21 protein-coding genes are annotated in these 19,440 nt (G+C 55.9%); 14 read left to right on the plus strand and 7 right to left on the minus strand.

Going from position 1 to position 19,440, the window contains the following annotated elements; all coding sequences use genetic code 11:
• Nucleotides 1-64 precede the first annotated feature (64 nt).
• Together FA92_RS04815 and FA92_RS04820 are read left to right on the plus strand one after the other, a co-directional pair.
• Nucleotides 65-724, plus strand: a complete 660-nt coding sequence (locus tag FA92_RS04815) for a DUF3313 domain-containing protein (protein WP_033782464.1) — start codon at nt 65-67, stop codon at nt 722-724.
• 112 nt (nt 725-836) lie between these two features.
• The gene (locus FA92_RS04820) at nt 837-1,973 is read left to right on the plus strand and encodes a PQQ-dependent sugar dehydrogenase (protein ID WP_033782466.1); all 1,137 of its coding nucleotides are present in this window, start codon (nt 837-839) and stop codon (nt 1,971-1,973) included.
• Nucleotides 1,974-2,121: 148 nt separating this feature from the next.
• On the opposite strand, the gene FA92_RS04825 is transcribed toward FA92_RS04820, so the two are convergent.
• Nucleotides 2,122-2,778 (minus strand): HAD family hydrolase, encoded by a 657-nt coding sequence (locus tag FA92_RS04825; RefSeq protein ID WP_013357271.1) that lies wholly within the window; start codon nt 2,776-2,778, stop codon nt 2,122-2,124.
• 272 nt (nt 2,779-3,050) lie between these two features.
• Here FA92_RS04825 and FA92_RS04830 point away from each other — a divergent pair, with 272 nt between their 5' ends.
• Entirely contained in the window at nt 3,051-4,253 is a 1,203-nt protein-coding gene (locus tag FA92_RS04830; protein WP_051926453.1) for a serine hydrolase, read from the plus strand.
• 239 nt (nt 4,254-4,492) lie between these two features.
• Here FA92_RS04830 and ybjG read toward each other — a convergent pair whose 3' ends face one another.
• Both ybjG and FA92_RS04840 read right to left on the minus strand, forming a co-directional pair.
• Entirely contained in the window at nt 4,493-5,098 is a 606-nt protein-coding gene (gene ybjG / locus FA92_RS04835) for an undecaprenyl-diphosphate phosphatase (RefSeq protein WP_013357273.1), read from the minus strand.
• Between the two features lie 403 nt (nt 5,099-5,501).
• Entirely contained in the window at nt 5,502-7,190 is a 1,689-nt protein-coding gene (locus tag FA92_RS04840; protein ID WP_013357276.1) for an aspartate:alanine antiporter, read from the minus strand.
• Nucleotides 7,191-7,448: 258 nt separating this feature from the next.
• On the opposite strand from FA92_RS04840, the gene ybjM reads away from it, so the two are divergent.
• Entirely contained in the window at nt 7,449-7,814 is a 366-nt protein-coding gene (gene ybjM / locus FA92_RS04845) for an inner membrane protein YbjM (protein WP_033782470.1), read from the plus strand.
• Between the two features lie 89 nt (nt 7,815-7,903).
• On the opposite strand, the gene FA92_RS04850 is transcribed toward ybjM, so the two are convergent.
• On the minus strand, nt 7,904-8,167 hold the full coding sequence (locus tag FA92_RS04850) for a GrxA family glutaredoxin (RefSeq protein ID WP_003849263.1): 264 nt from the start codon (nt 8,165-8,167) through the stop codon (nt 7,904-7,906).
• Nucleotides 8,168-8,421: 254 nt separating this feature from the next.
• Here FA92_RS04850 and FA92_RS04855 point away from each other — a divergent pair, with 254 nt between their 5' ends.
• The 10 genes from FA92_RS04855 (at nt 8,422) to rlmC (ending at nt 17,182) form a co-directional block, all read left to right on the plus strand.
• Nucleotides 8,422-8,673 carry a DUF1418 family protein gene (locus FA92_RS04855; protein WP_033782473.1) on the plus strand — a complete coding sequence of 84 codons (252 nt, stop codon included), beginning with the start codon at nt 8,422-8,424 and terminating at the stop codon, nt 8,671-8,673.
• A 16-nt stretch (nt 8,674-8,689) separates the two neighbouring features.
• On the plus strand, nt 8,690-9,412 hold the full coding sequence (gene nfsA, locus FA92_RS04860; protein WP_033782476.1) for an oxygen-insensitive NADPH nitroreductase: 723 nt from the start codon (nt 8,690-8,692) through the stop codon (nt 9,410-9,412).
• Nucleotides 9,413-9,432: 20 nt separating this feature from the next.
• Nucleotides 9,433-10,335 (plus strand): 30S ribosomal protein S6--L-glutamate ligase, encoded by a 903-nt coding sequence (rimK, locus tag FA92_RS04865; protein WP_033782479.1) that lies wholly within the window; start codon nt 9,433-9,435, stop codon nt 10,333-10,335.
• An 87-nt stretch (nt 10,336-10,422) separates the two neighbouring features.
• Nucleotides 10,423-10,902, plus strand: coding sequence for a YbjN domain-containing protein (locus FA92_RS04870; protein WP_003849273.1), 480 nt, complete (start codon nt 10,423-10,425; stop codon nt 10,900-10,902).
• Between the two features lie 384 nt (nt 10,903-11,286).
• Nucleotides 11,287-12,396: a spermidine/putrescine ABC transporter substrate-binding protein PotF gene (potF, locus tag FA92_RS04875; RefSeq protein ID WP_010669743.1), complete on the plus strand. Its 1,110-nt coding sequence runs from the start codon at nt 11,287-11,289 to the stop codon at nt 12,394-12,396.
• Between the two features lie 123 nt (nt 12,397-12,519).
• Complete coding sequence (potG, locus tag FA92_RS04880) at nt 12,520-13,653, plus strand: putrescine ABC transporter ATP-binding subunit PotG (protein WP_013357281.1); 1,134 nt, start codon at nt 12,520-12,522, stop codon at nt 13,651-13,653.
• Between the two features lie 9 nt (nt 13,654-13,662).
• Nucleotides 13,663-14,625 (plus strand): putrescine ABC transporter permease PotH, encoded by a 963-nt coding sequence (potH, locus tag FA92_RS04885; RefSeq protein ID WP_003849283.1) that lies wholly within the window; start codon nt 13,663-13,665, stop codon nt 14,623-14,625.
• Nucleotides 14,622-15,467, plus strand: coding sequence for a putrescine ABC transporter permease PotI (gene potI / locus FA92_RS04890; protein ID WP_013357282.1), 846 nt, complete (start codon nt 14,622-14,624; stop codon nt 15,465-15,467). Before potH ends, potI begins: the two co-directional genes overlap by 4 nt.
• Nucleotides 15,468-15,542: 75 nt before the next feature.
• Entirely contained in the window at nt 15,543-16,010 is a 468-nt protein-coding gene (locus FA92_RS04895) for a YbjO family protein (RefSeq protein WP_013357283.1), read from the plus strand.
• A gap of 41 nt (nt 16,011-16,051) precedes the next feature.
• The gene (gene rlmC / locus FA92_RS04900; RefSeq protein ID WP_013357284.1) at nt 16,052-17,182 is read left to right on the plus strand and encodes a 23S rRNA (uracil(747)-C(5))-methyltransferase RlmC; all 1,131 of its coding nucleotides are present in this window, start codon (nt 16,052-16,054) and stop codon (nt 17,180-17,182) included.
• A 21-nt stretch (nt 17,183-17,203) separates the two neighbouring features.
• On the opposite strand, the gene FA92_RS04905 is transcribed toward rlmC, so the two are convergent.
• The 3 genes from FA92_RS04905 to artQ form a co-directional block, all read right to left on the minus strand.
• Nucleotides 17,204-17,935, minus strand: a complete 732-nt coding sequence (locus tag FA92_RS04905) for an arginine ABC transporter substrate-binding protein (RefSeq protein WP_013357285.1) — start codon at nt 17,933-17,935, stop codon at nt 17,204-17,206.
• 114 nt (nt 17,936-18,049) lie between these two features.
• Complete coding sequence (gene artM / locus FA92_RS04910; protein WP_013357286.1) at nt 18,050-18,718, minus strand: arginine ABC transporter permease ArtM; 669 nt, start codon at nt 18,716-18,718, stop codon at nt 18,050-18,052.
• The gene (gene artQ / locus FA92_RS04915; protein WP_003849293.1) at nt 18,718-19,434 is read right to left on the minus strand and encodes an arginine ABC transporter permease ArtQ; all 717 of its coding nucleotides are present in this window, start codon (nt 19,432-19,434) and stop codon (nt 18,718-18,720) included. The genes artM and artQ overlap by 1 nt, the downstream gene beginning before the upstream one ends.
• Nucleotides 19,435-19,440: the final 6 nt, after the last annotated feature.

Genomic DNA, 19,440 nt, shown 5'->3' on the forward strand with positions numbered 1-19,440 from the left:
TTCAGCATTTCCCCCGTGATTTATCTATGCTTGCTTAAACCTTCCTGACACAAGCGAGTTGATCATGCGTAAAACGTCCGTTGCTGCTCTGCTGGCAGTCTCCGCACTGTTGCTCAGTGGATGTACTTCTCATGTTGCAGACAAGCAGCACTATTCGGGTTTCCTGGCGGATTACAGCCAGCTGAAGCCCTCTGAATCGGCCAGCGGGGAACCGACTCTGCGCTGGATTTCTCCCGACTATAAGAGCAGCCAGTATCAGGATGTGCTCTATACACCGGTCGTGTTCTATCCGGCTGCACGGCCCACGGCTCGCGTCAGTCAGCAGACGCTGGATCAGATACGCAGTTACACCGATATTCAGTTGAAAGGGGCGATTGCCACCCGTCTGCCACTGGTTAATCAGGCTTCGCCACATACTCTTAAAGTGCGTGCCGCGATCACCGCCGTCTCGGCAGAGAACGAGGGCGTACAGTTTTACGAAGTGGTGCCGATTGCGGCAGTCGTCGCCAGTACGATGGCGGCATCAGGCCACCGAACTCAGAACAGTGAACTGTTCCTGGAAATCGAAGCCAGCGACGCCGTGACCGGCAAACCGTTGATCCGGGTTGTGCGAAAAGCCTTTGGCAAAACGGTCAGTAACAGCACGACGCCAATCACCTTTGATGATCTGAAGCCGGGTATTGATACGCTGGTTCGTGACACGGTCAGTTTCAACGCGCCATAACCTTTCGGGGCGGCACATCCTTGTCGCCCTGTTTAATCTTTTGTAAATCCTCAGGTTCACCACGCAGCGGATGACTACGCTTAAGGGCACGCTATCCCGTCAGGAGAACCTTATGTCCCGTTTTTCGACTGCTCTTGTGCTCGGCGGCGCGCTGCTGTGCGCCTCGCCACTGTTTGCCGCCGACGTAAAGGTCGAGGTATTGCAGGATAAGTTACAACATCCATGGTCTGTTGCCTTCCTGCCCGACAACAAAACGCTGCTGATTACCGAGCGTAGCGGAGCGCTGCGCAGCTGGAGTCCGGAGAGTGGCCTGTCGCAGCCGATTCAGGGTGTGCCAAAGGTCTGGGCAGAGCGTCAGAGTGGTCTGCTGGACGTGGTGCTGGCACCCGATTTTGCGACCAGCCGTCGCGTCTGGCTCAGCTACACCGAGGCGAACAGCAGCGGCAAAGCAGGTGCCGTCGTGGGCGTCGGCACGCTGAGTCCGGATAACCGGCAACTTAGCGATTTCCGCGAGGTAGTCCGGCAGACGCCGATGCTCTCCAGCGGCAACAATATCGGCACCCGGCTGGCGTTTGATACTCAGGGCTACCTCTGGATCGCGTTCGGCGATAATTTTGTCAGCAGCGCCGCGCAGGATCTCGATAAGCTGCAGGGCAAACTGCTGCGGCTCAACGCCGATGGCAGCGTGCCGGATGATAATCCGTTTGTAAAAAAGCCCGGCGCGCGGCCAGAGATCTGGGCCTATGGTCTGCGTAATCCGCAGGGACTGGCGCTCAACCCCTGGACCGGCACGATATGGGAAAATGAACATGGCCCGCGCGGTGGCGATGAAGTGAATATCATGAGCCGTGGCAAGAACTACGGCTGGCCGCTGGCGACATACGGCATTGATTACAGCGGCGATAAAGTGCCGGAATCAAAGGGCACCCATGCTGCAGGCACCGAACAGCCGCTTTATCACTGGAAGGATTCTCCGGCCATCAGCGGCATGGCGTTTTATAACAGCGCCCGTTTTCCGCAGTGGAAGAATTCGGTGTTTATCGGGGCACTGAAAGAGAAAAACCTGATCCGTCTGAGTCTCAACGGTGAAAAAGTGGTGGAAGAGCAGCGACTGCTGGGCGATCAGAAGGCGCGAATCCGCGATGTGCGGCAGGGACCGGACGGCTGGCTCTATGTGCTGACCGATGAGGCCAATGGCAAGCTGCTGAAAGTGGGATTAGCGCAGGACGCTGGCGCGTCCCGCGGCTAAGGAGCTGGCCTGGCAGACGATTTTATTTGTCAGTCTGGACCTGAGCCGTGCTCACAATCTTCACGTACTCCATGTATGCGCCGGTTGCTGCGCGCAGACCGTGTCCCAACTGCCCGAAATAATGATGCCTGCCGGTAAAGGCGCTGAGTCAGCGTGCCCAGTGGTAAACCTGCCAGCCGCGGTTTAGCGCTTCCTGGTGCAACTGTTCATCCGGGTTGATAACGTGGGCATGATCGGCCTGCTGGAGGAGCGGCAGGTCGTTCATGGAGTCGCTGTAAGCCCAGGTGCGGTCAAAGTTCTCCTCCTGCTGCAGCGCTTTCCAGTCACCCAGGCGGGTCACTTTACCCTCTTTGTAGGTCATGGTGCCGTAGGTGTTGCCGCTGTAGCGCTCATCCACGATCTCAACGCCAATCGCCAGCGCGCCGCAGGCACCCAGCTTCTCGGCAATCGGCACCACCAGATGTTCGCCACTGGCGGAGATGATCATCACTCTGTCACCGCGTGCCCGGTGCCACTCAATGCGCTCGCGGGCGGCCGGATAAACGCGTGGCATGATGTCGCGATGAATGAAGCGGCGCACCCAACCTTCAACGGTCAGTGTTGCCATGCCTGCCAGCGGGGAGAGGGTTTTATTCATGTACTCTTCAATCGACAGCGTGCCGGCATAGTACTGGTTCATCAATGCCTGTTCCTGATCAATCAGTTCGCTGGGGGCGAATCCCTGTGATACCAGCCAGCGCAGCCACAGGCTGGTGCTGTCTTCACAAATCAGTGTTTCATCAAGATCAAAAAGGGCTAAGTCCATGGTCGGTCTCCTCGGCTGACTGGCTTTCAGGTTAGCCGATAATTGTGACGGGCTTAACTCTTCTGCGAAAAATCGGAATTTCACGCAGTTTTGAAAGTGACAGACGCGGGGAAAAGCGGCACGCGCGCGGCGCTTATGCCAGGGTTACTCTACTAAACTCTAAAAAACTTTACGATTCGACGGTTTTTTTCGCTGCCGGCAACGGTTAGCGTTTGAGTGAGAATTTTCTGCCCCTGGAATTTCGATTTAACAAGGACAATCCGGCCAAGCCCATGACAAACACTCGCTTCTCATCTCGCCTGCGGCACCTTGCTGCCACCTCACTACTGATTCTTGCCCCCATCAGCGTTTTTGCTGAGCAGGCGCCCGCCGCGCCCGGCATTGACGCTAAAGCATGGATCCTGATCGATTACGCCAGCGGTAAAGTGTTAACCGAATCCAGTGCCGATCAGCGTCTCGATCCCGCCAGTCTGACCAAGATGATGACCAGCTACGTGGTCGGTCAGGCGATTAAAGCGGGCAAAATCAAACCGGATGACCTGGTCACCGTGGGACAGGATGCCTGGGCGACCGGCAATCCTAAGCTGCGCGGCTCTTCGCTGATGTTCCTCAAGCCGGGCGATCGGATACCGGTTCATGAGCTGAATAAAGGGATTGTGATCCAGTCCGGTAATGACGCCTGTATTGCGCTGGCGGACTATGTGGCGGGCAGTCAGGATTCGTTTATCGGCCTGATGAACAACTATGTGAAGGCGCTGGGACTGCAGAATACCCACTTTATGACGGTGCATGGTCTGGATGCAGAAGGGCAGTACAGTACCGCGCGTGATATGGCGCTGATTGCCCAGGCGCTGATCCGCGATGTGCCCGAAGAGTACGCACTGAATAAAGAGAAAGAGTTCACTTTTAATAAGATTCGCCAGATTAACCGCAACCGCCTGTTGTGGAGCACCAACCTTAAGGTGGATGGTGTCAAAACCGGTCACACCTCCGGCGCGGGCAATAACCTGGTGGCTTCCGCGACCGAAGGCGACATGCGTCTGATCTCGGTGGTGCTCGGCACCGCCAGCGACGCGATTCGTTTCCGCGAAAGTGAAAAGCTGCTGACGTGGGGCTTCCGTTTCTTTGAAACGGTAACGCCGATTAAAGCGGATGCGCCGTTTGCGCAGCAGCGGGTCTGGTTTGGTGACAAAAGTCAGGTGAATCTGGGCGTGGCGAAAGATGCCGCGCTGACCATCCCGAAAGGGCAGATGAAGAACCTGAAGGCGAGCTTTAAACTCACGACGCCACAACTCGAAGCACCGCTGAAGAAGAATCAGGTGGTCGGCACCATCGACTTCCAGTTAGACGGTAAGACGATTGAGCAGCGTCCGCTGGTGGTGCTGCAGGATGTGCCGGAAGGCGGCTTCTTCAGCCGGATGATTGACTTCGTAATGATGAAGTTTAACGGCTGGTTCGGGAAGTGGCTGTCATAAGTGAGCAGGGACGCTGATGCGTCCCTGAGACAGTTGATTAGTGTGTTCCGTAAGCTGTAAGACAGAGCCTGCTCAGGGAACACGGTCAGATCGGAAAGACGCAAAAGCCGTCATCCCTGACATGCTCTGCCCGCGCCATCCATGGCGCGGGACGCTTTCCTCCTCTGCCCGTGTTCCCTTCGGGTTAAGCTTATCGATCGCTGTGAGATCCTGACTCAGGCTTATGAGCAGTCCCTTTCTTAATTCTGTGTCCAGCCCTTACGAATAGGCAAAGCAAACAGCGCCCGATAGAGCGGGTTTATCACCGCCAGCATCCGCTCGCCATAGAACTGCCACGCCAGATGCGACGCCAGACAACTCAGCAGACCCACCAGGAACCCACCCAGCATATCCATTGGCCAGTGAACGCCCAGGTAGACCCGCGACCAGGCGATAGCACAACCCGCTACCATCAGCACCACACCCGACCAGAGGCGATGCCAGAAAATAAATGCCAGCGCAAAGGTGAATATTGTCGTGCCGTGATCGCTGGGATAAGAGTCATCAGCGGCGTGATGCAGGAACTGATAACCGTAGCCAATAGCGAAAGGGCGGGGATGCGGCAGCAGATGACCCACACACCATGAGATCGCCAGCGCATAGATCAGCGCCATACCCGTTTTCAGTACCAGCACCCGCTGCGAAGAAACCTGATCGCGCGGTCCCCAGAGCCACATCGCGACGATTAACAGTGGCACGATGGCGATCAAATCTCTGGCAATAAAGGTCGCCAGCTGCAGCAACCAGGCGGGTGATGCCGGTGTGGCATTGATGGCAGTAAACAGTGCGTGGTTCAGCTCTTCCATATCGGGATAAATTCCTCAGCAGACAGGCCGGTCATCAGCTTCAGGCAACATCCGGTCACCCAGGCACGATAACAGCGGCAAATAAACGTTCAGCGACAGCGCGCCCGACCAATCAATCAGCACAATTTGCTAACTTAACAGAGCGCTATCCTGCTTTTTGCCGGGCAGTTCGTCTACGGAAAGGCTCTTAATCTCATAATGAGTTGCACAACTGTTTAAGTTTTATGACGGTTTGAAAGGTGATTTCAGAGTGGAAGCGCGGGATCGGACGAAAAAAAGGCATAAAAAAACCCGCCGGGAAAAAGACCAGCGGGCTCCACAATTTGGGGATTTCAAAGAAAAGCAGTGGCACTTATTAGGACTATCGCTTAACAATAAAGTTCTGGACGTCAGCAAAAAAATTTTATAGGGGCAGTATCGGCCAGATAATCACAATCAGCGTCCCCGCCAGCGTCAGTAACACGTTGGCGATCGCATAGGTCCCGGCATAGCCCAGCGCCGGAATATTACTGCGTGCCGTATCGCTGATGATCTCCATGGCCGGTGCGCAGGTTCGCGCGCCCATGATGGCTCCAAACAGCAGGGCGCGGTTCATCCGCAACACATAGGCACCAAACAGATAGCAGATGATCACCGGAATCAGGCTCACCAGCAGACCGCACAGCAGCATCAGCGCACCATCACTGCTCAGGCCGTGATTAATCCCGCTGCCGGCACTTAATCCTACGCCCGCCATAAACACCATCAGGCCAAACTCTTTCACCATGGTAAGCGCGCCCTGCGGAATATAACCAAAGGTCGGATGGTTGGCGCGCAGGAAGCCGAGCATGATACCGGCGAACAGCAGACCCGCCGCGTTACCGATTCCAAAACTGAAATTGCTGAACTGAAACGTAATCAGCCCAATCATCAGACCCACGATAAAGAACGCGCAGAAGGCCAGGAGATCGGTCATCTGACTGTGAATCGCGATAAAGCCGATGCGATCGGCCACGCTTTTCACCCGTCGCGCCTCGCCGCTGACCTGCAGCACATCACCTTTGTTAAGCATGATGCTGTCGTCGATCGGCATCTCAATCTGACTGCGTATCACCCGGTTCAGGAAGCAGCCGTGATCGGTAAGGTTTAACTTGCTGAGGCGTTTGTTCACTGCGTTGTGGTTCTTCACCACGATCTCTTCGGTGACGATGCGCATATCCAGCAGATCGCGGTCAAACACCTCTTTGCCGTTACGGAAACTGGGGTCGAGCCGGGCATGTGCATCGGGATAGCCCACGAGCGAGATATCATCACCAAGCTGCAGCACCGCATCACCATCGGGACTGGCGAGAATACCGTTGCGGCGGATACGCTCAATGTAACAACCTGTCTGACGATAGATACCCAGCTCGCGCAGGTTTTTGCCACCGCTCCACGCCACCAGTTCCGGGCCCACGCGATAGGCGCGGATCACCGGCAGGAAGACTTTACGCTGGCTGTCGGCATCCAGACCGCGTTCCCGCGCAATCTGCTGCGCACAGGTCGGCAGATCCTGATGTTGCAGACGGGGCAGGTAGCGTGCGCCGAAAATCAGACTGACCAGGCCGATCAGATAGGTCACAGCGTAACCGAGGCTCAGCTGATCCTGCATCAATCCAAGCTGCTTTGGATCGCTGATGCTTTGCCGCAGGGTATCACCTGCGCCGACCAGCACCGGCGTTGAGGTCATCGACCCAGCCAGCATGCCGGCGGTGAGCCCAATATCCCAGCCAAAGAGTTTACCCAGCCCCAGTGCCAGCAACAGCGCGCTGACCACCATGACGATGGCGAGCATGAAATAGTTTTTGCCGTCGCGAAAGAAAATAGAAAAAAAGTTGGGACCCGCTTCAACACCAACACAAAAAATAAACAGCATAAAGCCCAGACTCAACGCATCGGTATTGATCGCGAAGTGCTGCTGCCCTAATAAGAGCGAAACCACTAATACGCCAATCGAATTTCCCAGCTGAACCGAGCCAAGACGCAACTTGCCCAGACAGAGGCCGAGCGCCAAAACGACAAATAATAACAAAATGTCATTTCCGCTTAACAATCCTGCGACGTTAATATTCACTGTTTAACTTCTTGTTTACGTGTAACCTGTTGAAGAGTGGCCTGTTTTTCGCTATCGTGATCAGGCCGTTGAGGTTCTGTTGTATCAACACTGCAAATGGAACCGTTATCGCGGCGCTATTCTAATCACAAATATCTTATACAGCTATTAGCTGTTTTCATTCGTTGCCATAACGAACTGTTTCTTTTTATTTCCACCAGAACGTATCAGGGATATCAGCAGGTTATTGTCGGGGTTACTTTTAATCAGTGGGGTGGTATGCCGCAGCGTTCTTATCTCTGGACTACCCGCCTGTGCGGCGTGGTGTTGTACAGTCTGGTGTTTGTTTTTACCTGTCATTTCTGGCAGGTCGGTCCCGGCCCGCTTCGTGGTCAGCCCGAATTACTGCTCTTTATGTTACCTGGCATTGTGATGGCGTTGATGCAGGTGGAAAGCCCGTTAAAAAGCACGCTGCTGATGGGGCTCTGGGGAACGTTGCTGGCAGCACTGCTGCTCAATAACAGCCTGTTTATTCACAGCAGTGGACTGTTTGCCATCGCGTGGAGTCTCAGCGCGCTGTTCTGGGCTGGCTGCGGGGCGTTGCTGGTGCGGTTAATGCAGATTGTGATGGCGTCACTCAACTAACACGGTGCCTGATGGCTGACGTCAGCCATAAAGCAAAAAGGCGAGACAGGAAAATCCTGTCTCGCCTTTTTCATTCCGGTTATCTGCGCTTACGCGACAAATCCCAGATTCTCTTTGGTCCAGGCCGCAAACTCGGTGTAACCACCGATATGTTTTTCGTCCACGAAAATCTGCGGTACGGTGCTGACCGGTTTACCGGCGCTGGCTTCCAGGTCGGCTTTAGTAATGCCTTCTGCATTAATATCAACATACTGATAGCTAAAGTCATCGCGCTCCGCGGTCAGTTTGTCGGCCAGTTCATGGGCACGGACACAGTAGGGACAGCCCGGACGACCAAAAATAACAGCAATCATTGAGAACTCCTTGCAGCGACGATTATGTGATGTGTATCACATAATCAAACAGAGAATGGCAACCATCATGCCCGCTCGTATCGCTTAAGGAAAGCAGGATTTGCCTGTTAGTCTGATGCCCGCACGCTATTGCCGCCGTTCAGGAAGCGTCTGAAACAAGGGCTTTTTCACGACGGCAGCCCGTGTAACCCGCGCAATTTTTGGGTTGTTGACCATAATTGACGCTCAGTAAGCCGCAAAGGCAGGAGGATATGATGCAGAGTGTGGCCAGATTACCCCGGTTTATCGTGGTGCTGGAAGCGGCTGGCGGCCTGTTAATTCTGGGTGCGCTGCTGCTGATTAACCACTGGCTGCCGCTGCCAGATCAGGTGGATGCCAGAACGCTGGCTACCGTGCTGTTCATCGCTGGCGTGGTGCTGATGCTGCCTGCTGCCTGGCTATTGATGTGGCGCACCGCGAAAGCTATCGCGCCACAGCTGTTCAATCAGATTGATAAAAAAAGATAATGTTGCTGGAGACTTTATGACACCGACCATTGATTTACTGTGCAGCCACCGTTCAATCCGCGCCTTTACTGACCAGCCGGTCAGCGAAGCCCAGCGTGAAGCGATTATTAATGCGGCGCAATCGGCGTCCACATCCAGCTTTTTACAGTGCTCTTCTATTATCCGTATCACCGACAAAGCGCTGCGTGACAAGCTGGTAACGCTGACTGGCGGACAGACGTGGGTCGCAGATGCGCCTGAGTTCTGGGTTTTCTGCGCGGACTTTAATCGCCACCTGCAGATTTGCCCGGATGCGCAGCTGGGCCGTGCCGAGCAGCTGCTGCTGGGCTGCGTCGACACCGCCCTGATGGGACAGAACGCGATGGTCGCAGCAGAGTCGCTGGATCTGGGTGGCGTCTTTATCGGCGGAATTCGTAACAGCATCGCAGAAGTGACCGAACTGCTGGGCCTGCCGAAATTTGTGCTGCCGCTGTTTGGTTTCTGTCTGGGGCATCCGGAGTCAAAGCCGGACGTTAAACCGCGTATGCCGCATGCGATGCTGGTGCATGAGAACCGCTATCATCCTCTGGATCCGGCGGTGCTGGCAGAATATGACAGCCGCACAGAACTCTACTATCAGCAGCGCGACAGCAACCAGCGCAGCGAAACCTGGAGCGAGCTGATCCAGCGGCTGATCATTAAAGAGACGCGTCCGTTTATGCTTGATTATCTGCATCAGCAGGGCTGGGCCACGCGTTAATTCACAAAGGGAGAGCTGCGATGAAGATAGCCATTCTGTCGCGCGATGAGACGCTCTACTCCAGCCGGCGATTGCGTGACGAGGCCGCCGCGCGCGGCCACGTGGTACAAATCATCGATCCGCTCTCCTGCTATATGAATATCAATCCCGCCTCACCGGCGGTTCACTACTGTGGTGAACCGCTGGGCCATTTCGATGCCGTTATCCCGCGCATCGGCAACGCCATTACCTTTTACGGCACGGCAGTGCTGCGACAGTTTGAGATGTGCGGCAGCTATCCGCTGAATGAGTCCGCCGCCATTACCCGCACCCGGGACAAATTGCGCTCGCTGCAGCTGCTGGCACGGGAAGGCATCGACATGCCGGTCACCGGCTTTGCCTCCTCGCCCGATGATACTGACGATCTGATCGCCATGGTCGGCGGCGCGCCGCTGGTGGTTAAGCTGGTGGAAGGGACGCAGGGCATTGGCGTGGTGCTGGCGGAAACGCGTCAGGCGGCAGAGAGCGTCATCGATGCCTTCCGCGGCCTGAATGCCCATATCCTGGTGCAGGAGTTCATTAAAGAAGCACAGGGTCGTGATATTCGCTGTCTGGTGATCGGCAATCAGGTAGTGGCTGCGATTGAGCGGGTGGCGAAAGAGGGCGATTTCCGCTCTAATCTGCATCGCGGCGGCAAAGCGTATCCGGTAGCGATCACGCCACAGGAGCGGCAGATCGCCGTGAAAGCAGCGGCCACGCTCGGGCTGGAAGTCGCCGGTGTCGATATTCTGCGTGCCCATCGCGGTCCGCTGGTGATGGAAGTGAACGCCTCGCCCGGGCTGGAAGGCATCGAAACCAGCAGCGGCCTTAACATTGCTGCGCTGATGATTCAGTGGATTGAGCAGCAGGCCATCCCCGGGCTCCGTCCTAAAACCGCTGGCTGACACGCGCTTTTCAGCAGTTTTCATGGCATCGCCGCGCATTTTTCCGTAAGCTAAGTCGCCTGTTTATCACCCCACTGGGATTTTACGATGGATTCTCTTGTCGTTCCGGATATCGACCTGCTGCGTCGCTGGCTGGATCAGCAAAATATCACCTGGTTCGAATGCGATGCCTGTCAGGCACTTCATCTGCCGCACATGCAAAACTTCGATGGGGTGTTTGACGCCAAAATCGATCTGGTCGACAACGTCATTCTGTTTTCGGCGCTGGCTGAAGTGAAGCCGACGGCGCTGATTCCGCTGGTCGGCGATCTGTCGCAAATTAATGCCAGTTCACTGACGGTGAAAGCCTTTATCGACATTCAGGATGATAATCTGCCGAAGCTCATTGTCTGTCAGTCAATGACCACTACCGCCGGATTAACCTTTGGTCAGTTCTCACACTTTATGAAACAGAGTGAAGAGCAAATCTCCATGGTGATTCTGGAGGCCTTTGCCAATAATCTGCTGATTGTGGGTGAAGAAGAAGAGCATGTTCCGGTGACCAGCGTTCATTCTGTGCTGCACTAAGCCCGATAGGGTCGCCCACTAAGCCGTCCCTGAGACGGCTTTTTTATGCCCGCGATTTGCCTCCGCCTTTTTTTATTCTGCATTTTGCCCTTTACCGCCAGATATTTGTCGTGGTTTATGCCATGAAAGCCGAACCTCATAGCTCAGACATGCATAAAATATCGCTTTCAGGCGTTTTTTACGCTGGGGTCTGGTGAAGCCTGAGCGGGGGGGCTATGCTTGCGGGTCTGTAACAGACGTGTAACTGCGTCCCAGCTATAGGATTTTGCTATTAAACTCCCGCTGAATAATGATTCATTGTGTCACTGACGTCTTGTACAGAACGCAATGCAGGGATCTCAGGTTTGCAGCGTTGAAATGACCCGCTCAGGAGGATGGAAAAATATGTTCAACTCACGTCAGAAATGGCTGTCAGCTGTGGTAGCTGCTGCGCTGATGGCCGCGTCGGCCAGCAGTATGGCGGAAGATAAAACGCTGCACGTCTACAACTGGTCCGATTATATTTCGCCAGATACCGTGCCGAACTTTGAAAAGCAGTCCGGCATTAAAGTGGTCTACGATGTGTTTGACTCCAACGAAGTGCTGGAAGGCAAACTGATGGCGGGCAGCACTGGCTACGATGTCGTGGTGCCATCTTCCAGCTTCCTGGCGCGTCAGCTGCAGTCCGGCGTATTCCAGCCACTGGATAAGAGCAAACTGCCGAACTACAAAAACCTCGATCCGGCGCTGATGGAAAAAGTGGCGCAGCACGATCCGGGTAATAAATATGCCATTCCTTATCTGTGGGGCACCACCGGTATCGGTTACAACATCGACAAGGTTAAAGCCGCACTGGGCGCCGATGCGCCGGTCAACAGCTGGGATCTGGTGCTGAAGCCGGAAAATCTGGAGAAGCTGAAAAGCTGTGGCGTCTCCTTCCTGGATGCACCGGAAGAGATCTTCGCCACCGTGCTCAACTATCTGGGCAAAGATCCGAATACCTCGGATGCTAAAGAGTATTCCGGCGCAGCGACCGACCTGCTGCTGAAACTGCGTCCGAATATCCGCTACTTCCATTCGTCGCAGTACATCAACGATCTGGCTAACGGCAACATCTGCGTCGCCATCGGCTGGTCGGGCGATATTCTGCAGGCGAAAAACCGTGCCGATGCGGCGAAAAACGGCGTGCATCTGGGCTACAGCGTGCCGAAAGAGGGAGCTCTGGCCTTCTTCGATATGATGGCGATCCCGAAAGATGCCAAAAACCTCGACGGTGCCTACGCCTGGCTGAACTACATCATGGATCCGAAAGTGATCGCTGATGTCTCCAACAAAATGAACTACGCCAACGGCAACAAAGCGTCGCTGCCGCTGATCAATGCCGACGTCCGCAACAACCCGGGTATCTTCCCGACGCCAGAAGCGATGTCGAAATTGTTCGTGCTGAAAGTCCAGGATCCGAAACTGGATCGTGTGCGTACGCGCGCATGGACTAAAGTAAAAAGTGGTAAGTAGTTCGTCCCTAACGGATTGACCTGTCACGCATCAGCAACAGAGGCGCAACCCCGGCCTCTGTTGTGCCATTTTTAGCGGCGGATTTTGCCGCCATGTTCCGCCTGGCTCCGGAGAGAACCCTTTGTGAACGATGCCATTCCCCGCCCTCAACATAAAACCGCAAAGGCTTTAACGCCGCTGCTGGAAATTCGCAATCTGACCAAATCCTTTGACGGCCAGCACGCCGTGGATGATGTCAGCCTGACTATCTATAAAGGTGAAATCTTCGCTCTGCTGGGCGCATCGGGCTGTGGCAAATCCACGCTGCTGCGCATGCTGGCCGGTTTTGAGCCGCCCACCAGCGGCCAGATTGTGCTGGATGGACAGGATCTGTCGCACGTTGCTCCCTATCAGCGTCCGATCAATATGATGTTCCAGTCCTACGCGCTGTTTCCGCACATGACGGTGGAGCAGAACATCGCCTTTGGTCTGAAGCAGGATCGGCTGCCGAAAGGGGAGATCACCAGCCGCGTCGCCGAAATGCTGGCGCTGGTGCATATGCAGGAGTTTGCGAAACGCAAACCGCATCAGCTTTCCGGTGGTCAGCGTCAGCGTGTGGCGCTGGCCCGCAGCCTGGCGAAACGGCCCAAACTGCTGCTGCTGGATGAGCCGATGGGCGCGCTGGACAAAAAACTGCGCGACAGGATGCAGCTGGAAGTGGTCGATATTCTGGAGCGAGTGGGCGCGACCTGCGTGATGGTAACGCACGACCAGGAAGAGGCGATGACCATGGCGGGCCGTATTGCGATTATGAATCGCGGTAAGTTCGTGCAGATTGGCGAGCCGGAGGAGATTTACGAGCATCCGACCAGCCGCTACAGCGCCGAATTTATCGGGTCGGTTAACGTCTTTGAAGGCTTATTGCGTGAACGTCAGGCAGATGGCCTGGTGATCGACAGTCCCGGCCTGATGCATCCGCTGAAAGTCGACTCCGATGTTTCGGTGGTGGATAACGTGCCGGTGCATGTCGCGCTGCGTCCGGAAAAAGTGATGTTGTGCGACGAAGTGCCTGCCGATGGCTGTAACTTTGCGGTGGGCGAAGTGGTTCACATCGCCTATCTCGGCGACCTCTCGATTTTCCATGTCCGTCTGCACAGCGGGCAGATGATCAGCGCACAGTTGCAAAACGCGCATCGCTACCGCAAAGGGTTGCCGACCTGGGGTGATGAAGTCCGCCTCTGCTGGGAAAGCGACAGCTGCGTGGTGTTGACGGTTTAAGGAGCGGCTATGAGCCAGATTTTCCAACGCGCTAAAGCGCCCGCCCGCCTGGTCGGTACGCCGCTGCAACGCTGGGCCACGCGTGTAAAAATGCAGCATGGCCGCAAGCTGGTGATCGCACTGCCTTATGTCTGGCTGGTGCTGTTATTCCTGCTGCCGTTTCTGACGGTACTGAAGATCAGCTTCGCGGACATTGCGCGGGCGATCCCCCCTTACACCGAGCTGGTGAGCTGGGCCGACGACCAGTTCAGTATTGTGCTCAACTTCGGCAACTACCTGACGCTGACCGACGATCCGCTCTACATCGACGCCTATCTGCAGTCGCTGAAAGTGGCGGCGATCTCCACGGTAATCTGTCTGCTTATTGGCTATCCGCTTGCCTGGGCCGTGGCGCACAGCAAGCCGTCGATGCGCACCATTCTGCTGCTGCTGGTGATCCTGCCGTCGTGGACCTCGTTTCTGGTGCGCGTCTACGCCTGGATGGGCCTGCTGAACAACAACGGTATTCTGAACCGCTTCCTGCTGTGGCTGGGCGTGATCGATCATCCACTGGTGATCCTTTACACCAACACCGCGGTCTATATCGGTATCGTCTACTGCTATCTGCCATTTATGGTGCTGCCGATCTACACCGCGCTGACCCGTATCGACTACTCGCTGGTGGAAGCCTCACTGGATCTGGGGGCGCGTCCGCTGAAGACCTTTTTCAGCGTGATTGTGCCGCTCACCAAAGGCGGCATTATCGCCGGATCGATGCTGGTGTTCATTCCGGCGGTGGGGGAGTACGTGATCCCTGAACTGCTGGGTGGCCCGGACAGCATCATGATCGGCCGTATCCTGTGGCAGGAGTTCTTTAACAACCGCGACTGGCCGGTGGCCTCCGCGCTGGCGGTGATTATTCTGCTGATCCTGATTCTGCCGATCATCTGGTTCCATAAGCATCAAAACCGTGAAATGGGAGAGAAGGCATGAATAATCTGCCAACCATCCGCTCGCCCTGGCGTACCGGCATTCTGGTCTGCTGCTTCCTGTTCCTCTATGCGCCGATGCTGCTGCTGGTGGTTTACTCCTTCAACAGCTCACCGCTGGTAACGGTGTGGGACAGCTTCTCATTCCACTGGTACAAAGTGCTGTTTGAGGACAGCGCGATGATTGACGCGGTGCTGCTGAGTCTGAGCATTGCCGGGCTGTCGGCCACCATGGCGGTGGTGCTGGGTACGCTGGCGGCGGTGATCATCGTGCGCTTTGGTCGCTTCCGCGGGCACAACGGTTTTGCTTTTATGCTGACGGCGCCGCTGGTGATGCCCGATGTGATCACCGGCCTGTCGCTGCTGCTGCTGTTTGTGGCCATGGGCAACGCTTTTGGCTGGCCGAGTGAGCGCGGTATGCTGACCATCTGGCTGGCGCACGTCACCTTCTGTACCGCCTATGTGGCGGTGGTGATTAACTCGCGTCTGCGTGAACTGGACCGCTCAATCGAAGAGGCGGCGATGGATTTAGGTGCGACGCCGCTGAAGGTCTTCTTCGTCATTACCGTGCCGATGATTGCGCCGGCGATTGTGACCGGCTGGCTGCTGGCATTTACCCTGTCACTCGACGATCTGGTAATCGCCAGCTTTGTGACCGGTCCGGGCGCCACCACGCTGCCGATGGCGATCTTCGCTACCGTACGCCGCGGCGTGAACCCGGAAATCAACGCGCTGGCTTCCCTGATCCTGTTTGTGGTCGGTTTAGTCGGTTTTATCGCATGGCGATTCATGGCGCACGAAGAAAAACAGCGTTTAAGCGATATTCAGAAAGCTAAACGTGGCTGAAATACGTAACCTTTGCCACTATATGAACGGGCCGGTTTAACCGGCCCGTTTTTCGATCGGGTGGAGTCAGGGACTATGTCAGAAATCTTCAAAAGCAGTGCAACGCTTTCAGACGCACCGGTTCCGGTGACGGTTGCGGGCATTGCCATTATTGCGACCCGCTGCCTGAGCGTACTGATGCTGGCCAATGAGCTGGGTTACAGTGAAATCGCCAACTTTGTTCACCGCAGCGCCCAGTCCTGGGACTCGACGCTTATCTTTATCGCCAGTCAGCTGATCTTCCTGTTCGAACTGCGCTGCGCCTTTACCCTGATGCGCGGCAGTAACCGTGGCCGCTGGGGCTATGTAGCCACGCAGGGGGTTGTGCTGATCTATATGCTGTTTGCCTCGCTGGGCGGGATCTACCCCGAGATTTTCAGCATTGATGGCGACAACAACGTCCAGATTATCCACCATACGCTGTCGCAGAAAATCCCCGATCTGGTCGTGTTGATGCTGCTGTTTCTGCCTGCCAGCAGCCGCGCTTTTTTCAGAAAGCGGTGATACAATCGCGCTCCGCCCGACCCCATCGTTAAGGCTTTACCATGCACTGCGCGCTTTATGACGCTAACCGTTGCCGCTCCTGTCAGTGGCTGGAAAAACCCTATCCCATTCAGCTGAACGACAAACAGTCGCAGCTGGAACAGCTACTGGCTGAACAGCCGGTTGCGGACTGGTTACCGCCCGTCACGTCAGCGCAGCAGGCATTTCGTAACAAAGCCAAAATGGTGGTCAGCGGTAGTGTGGAGCGTCCGGTGCTGGGTCTTGTTCACCGTGATGGTGAGCCTGTCGATCTCTGCAACTGCCCGCTCTATCCCGCCAGCTTCCAGCCGGTGTTTGCAGCGCTTAAGCCTTTTATCGCCCGCGCTGGCCTGACGCCCTACAACGTGGCGCGCAAACGCGGCGAACTCAAATTTCTGCTGATCACCGAGAGCCAGCAGGGCGGCGTGATGCTGCGTTTTGTCCTGCGCTCAACCGCCAAACTGGAACAGCTGCGCGCGGCATTGCCGTGGCTGCAGCAGCAGTTGCCGCAGCTGGCGGTGATCTCCGCCAACATTCAGCCGGTGCATATGGCGATTCTGGAGGGGGAAGAGGAGATTGCGCTGACGCCCGATCAGTCGCTGGCAGAGAACTTCAATGGCGTGCCGCTGTGGATCCGCCCGCAGAGCTTCTTTCAGACCAACCCGCAGGTTGCCAGCGCGCTCTATGCCACTGCGCGCGACTGGGTGCGTGCGCTGCCGGTTAACAGCATGTGGGATCTCTTCTGCGGCGTAGGCGGTTTTGGCCTGCACTGCGCGACACCGGAAATGGAACTGACCGGCATCGAGATTAGCGCTGAGGCGATTAAATGCGCCCGACGCTCTGCTGAGATGCTGGGGCTGGAAAAAGTGCAGTTTGCGGCGCTGGATTCGACGGCGTTTGCCACCGGACGCGACGCAGTGCCGCAGCTGGTGCTGGTGAATCCGCCACGCCGTGGGATGGGTGAGGCGCTGTGTGACTATCTCAGCCAGATGGCCCCGGATTATCTGCTCTATTCAAGCTGTAATCCGCAGACCATGGCGCAGGATATTGCCCGGCTGAATGACTATGAGGTTACAAAAGTGCAGCTGTTCGACATGTTCCCGCACACCGCGCATTTTGAAGTGCTGACGCTGTTAACCCGACGTCAGCACTAAGTCCGGAGCTTCAGCCGGTCATTACTCCGGGAACCATTTCTGATTGAGCTGCTGCCAGCTGCCGTTGGCTTTCAGTTCAGTCAGTGCCTGATTGAACCGATCGCGCAGCGCCGTATTGCCTTTGCGCACGGCAATGCCGAGGCCGGTACCAAAGTAGTCTGCATCCGTGACATGTTCACCGACCGTCGCGAGATCCGGATTGGCCTTTAGCCACTGATTCACTACCGCGCTGTCGCCAAACACGCCATCCAGCCGGCCACTCTTCATATCCAGAATCGCATTCTGATAGCTGTCATACGCCACCACTTTCACTTCCGGATGCTTATCCTGCAGGTACTTCTGGTGGGTGGTGCCGTTTTCAACGCCGATGCGCTTTTCTTTCAAATCACCGAAGCTGCTGAACCGGCCTTTCGGCGCGATCACGATGGCGGAATTAGCGTAATAGGGCTGGGTAAAATCGACCTGCTTGCTGCGCTCGGTGGTGATATCCATACCGGAAATCACGGCGTCATAGCGGCGAAATTTCAGTGAGGGAATCAGGCTGTCGAAGGCATTGTTAGTGAAGGTACACTCCGCTTTCATCTGCTGGCACAGCGCTTTAGCCAGATCGATATCAAATCCGACGAGGTTATTTTCCTTGTCCAGAGATTCAAAGGGCGGATAGGTTGCTGAAGCAGCGAAACGAATCGTTTCCGCGGCCTGCGCGGTCACCGCTAGCGAAGCCAGCGCAGCAGCGATAATCCATTTTTTCATTTTATGATTCCTGTGATGTGGTCAGCCAGAGAAGGCGATACCCTGCCATAAAATGAATTTTTATGCAATTAGTGTGATTTTTCAGGCGAAAAAGGCGAGGGGCTCGCCCGGTATTCAGTTACGTCGTTCAAAGGCCAGGGCGCGTTTTTCGATCAGGCGCATCATCAGCGTCAGCAAACCGTTAACGCAGAGATAAATCAGACCCGCCGCGGCATAGACCGTAATGTCATAGGTGCGACCATAGAGCAGCTGGCCGTGGCCCATGACTTCCATCAGGGTGATGGTGTAGGCCAGCGAGGTGCCTTTAAACACCAGCACCACTTCATTGGAGTAGGAGGAGAGGGCGCGTTTAAATGCATAAGGTAGCAGAATGCGCAGGGTGTCTTTGCGGCTCATTCCCAGTGCCGCGCACGACTGCCACTGTCCGGAAGGAATCGCCCGGACCGCACCGTAAAATAGCTGCGTGGTGTAAGCCGCACTGTTCAGCGATAGCGCCAGCATCGCGCACAGCCACGGCTGCGACAGTAAATGCCACAGCCAGGGAATCTGCTGGATCGAGGGGAACTGTCCCGGACCGTAGTAGATCAGGAAGATTTGCACCAGCAGCGGCGTACCGGTAAACAGCGTGATAAACCCTTTTACCAGCGGATTCAGTACCGGCGTCTTCAGCGACAGCACCACGGTGAAGAGCAGCGCGAGCAGCAGTGCTACCACCAGCGAGGCCGCCGTCAGCGTCAGGCTGGTGTGCAGCCCTTTCATGAGTTCGGGCAGATAGGCCAGCATTAGCTGTTCCCCCGTTCAAAGCGGGTGGTGCGCAGTTCGATGCGGCGTAACACCGCCTGGCTGAACAGCGTAATCACTAAGTAGATCGCGGCCGCCACCAGGAACCAGGTAAACGGCTCCTGGGTACGTGTTGCGATACTTTTGGTTTGCAGCATCAGGTCATTAACGCTGATTAGCGAAACCAGTGCGGTATCTTTCAGCAGTACCAGCCACTGATTACCCAGACCGGGCAGGGCATGACGCCACATCTGCGGCATAATCAGCCGGAGAAAAATGGCCGACTTTTTCATGCCCAGCGCCTGCCCCGACTCCCACTGACCGACCGGCACCGCTTTGAGTGCGCCGCGCAGCGTCTGTGAGGCGTAGGCGGCATAGAGCATCGCCAGCGCAATCACACCGCACAGGAACGGACTGACATCGAAGTTCTCAATCTGCATCTGAACCGGCAGCGTAAACAGCCCGAAGTTCAGCGTGAAACCGTCAGAGAGGGTGAGCAGCAGCTGTGAGGCGCCAAAATAGATAAACAGCACCACCAGAATTTCCGGCAGGCCACGGATCAGCGTCACCAGACCGGTGCCAATCCACGCCAGCGGTCTCAGGCGCAGTGACTCCCAGCCAGCGAATATCATCGCCAGCACCAGGCCTGCGATGAGAGCACAAACAGCAAGGCCGACGGTCATCCCGGCGGCGCTTGCGAGGGTCATCATTTCATTCATCAGAGA

The sequence above is a fragment of the Pantoea sp. 9140 genome, from assembly GCF_000745295.1.
GTDB lineage: Bacteria > Pseudomonadota > Gammaproteobacteria > Enterobacterales > Enterobacteriaceae > Pantoea > Pantoea vagans.

Bases quoted from the DNA above. Each gene is read 5' to 3' on its own strand.
- FA92_RS04815 (WP_033782464.1), top strand. From the start codon at position 65: ATGCGTAAAACGTCCGTTGCTGCTCTGCTGGCAGTCTCCGCACTGTTG.
- FA92_RS04820 (WP_033782466.1), top strand. From the start codon at position 837: ATGTCCCGTTTTTCGACTGCTCTTGTGCTCGGCGGCGCGCTGCTGTGC.
- FA92_RS04825 (WP_013357271.1), bottom strand. From the start codon at position 2,778: ATGGACTTAGCCCTTTTTGATCTTGATGAAACACTGATTTGTGAAGAC.
- FA92_RS04830 (WP_051926453.1), top strand. From the start codon at position 3,051: ATGACAAACACTCGCTTCTCATCTCGCCTGCGGCACCTTGCTGCCACC.
- ybjG (WP_013357273.1), bottom strand. From the start codon at position 5,098: ATGGAAGAGCTGAACCACGCACTGTTTACTGCCATCAATGCCACACCG.
- ybjM (WP_033782470.1), top strand. From the start codon at position 7,449: ATGCCGCAGCGTTCTTATCTCTGGACTACCCGCCTGTGCGGCGTGGTG.
- FA92_RS04850 (WP_003849263.1), bottom strand. From the start codon at position 8,167: ATGATTGCTGTTATTTTTGGTCGTCCGGGCTGTCCCTACTGTGTCCGT.
- FA92_RS04855 (WP_033782473.1), top strand. From the start codon at position 8,422: ATGCAGAGTGTGGCCAGATTACCCCGGTTTATCGTGGTGCTGGAAGCG.
- nfsA (WP_033782476.1), top strand. From the start codon at position 8,690: ATGACACCGACCATTGATTTACTGTGCAGCCACCGTTCAATCCGCGCC.
- rimK (WP_033782479.1), top strand. From the start codon at position 9,433: ATGAAGATAGCCATTCTGTCGCGCGATGAGACGCTCTACTCCAGCCGG.
- FA92_RS04870 (WP_003849273.1), top strand. From the start codon at position 10,423: ATGGATTCTCTTGTCGTTCCGGATATCGACCTGCTGCGTCGCTGGCTG.
- potF (WP_010669743.1), top strand. From the start codon at position 11,287: ATGTTCAACTCACGTCAGAAATGGCTGTCAGCTGTGGTAGCTGCTGCG.
- potH (WP_003849283.1), top strand. From the start codon at position 13,663: ATGAGCCAGATTTTCCAACGCGCTAAAGCGCCCGCCCGCCTGGTCGGT.
- potI (WP_013357282.1), top strand. From the start codon at position 14,622: ATGAATAATCTGCCAACCATCCGCTCGCCCTGGCGTACCGGCATTCTG.
- FA92_RS04895 (WP_013357283.1), top strand. From the start codon at position 15,543: ATGTCAGAAATCTTCAAAAGCAGTGCAACGCTTTCAGACGCACCGGTT.
- rlmC (WP_013357284.1), top strand. From the start codon at position 16,052: ATGCACTGCGCGCTTTATGACGCTAACCGTTGCCGCTCCTGTCAGTGG.
- FA92_RS04905 (WP_013357285.1), bottom strand. From the start codon at position 17,935: ATGAAAAAATGGATTATCGCTGCTGCGCTGGCTTCGCTAGCGGTGACC.
- artM (WP_013357286.1), bottom strand. From the start codon at position 18,718: ATGCTGGCCTATCTGCCCGAACTCATGAAAGGGCTGCACACCAGCCTG.
- artQ (WP_003849293.1), bottom strand. From the start codon at position 19,434: ATGAATGAAATGATGACCCTCGCAAGCGCCGCCGGGATGACCGTCGGC.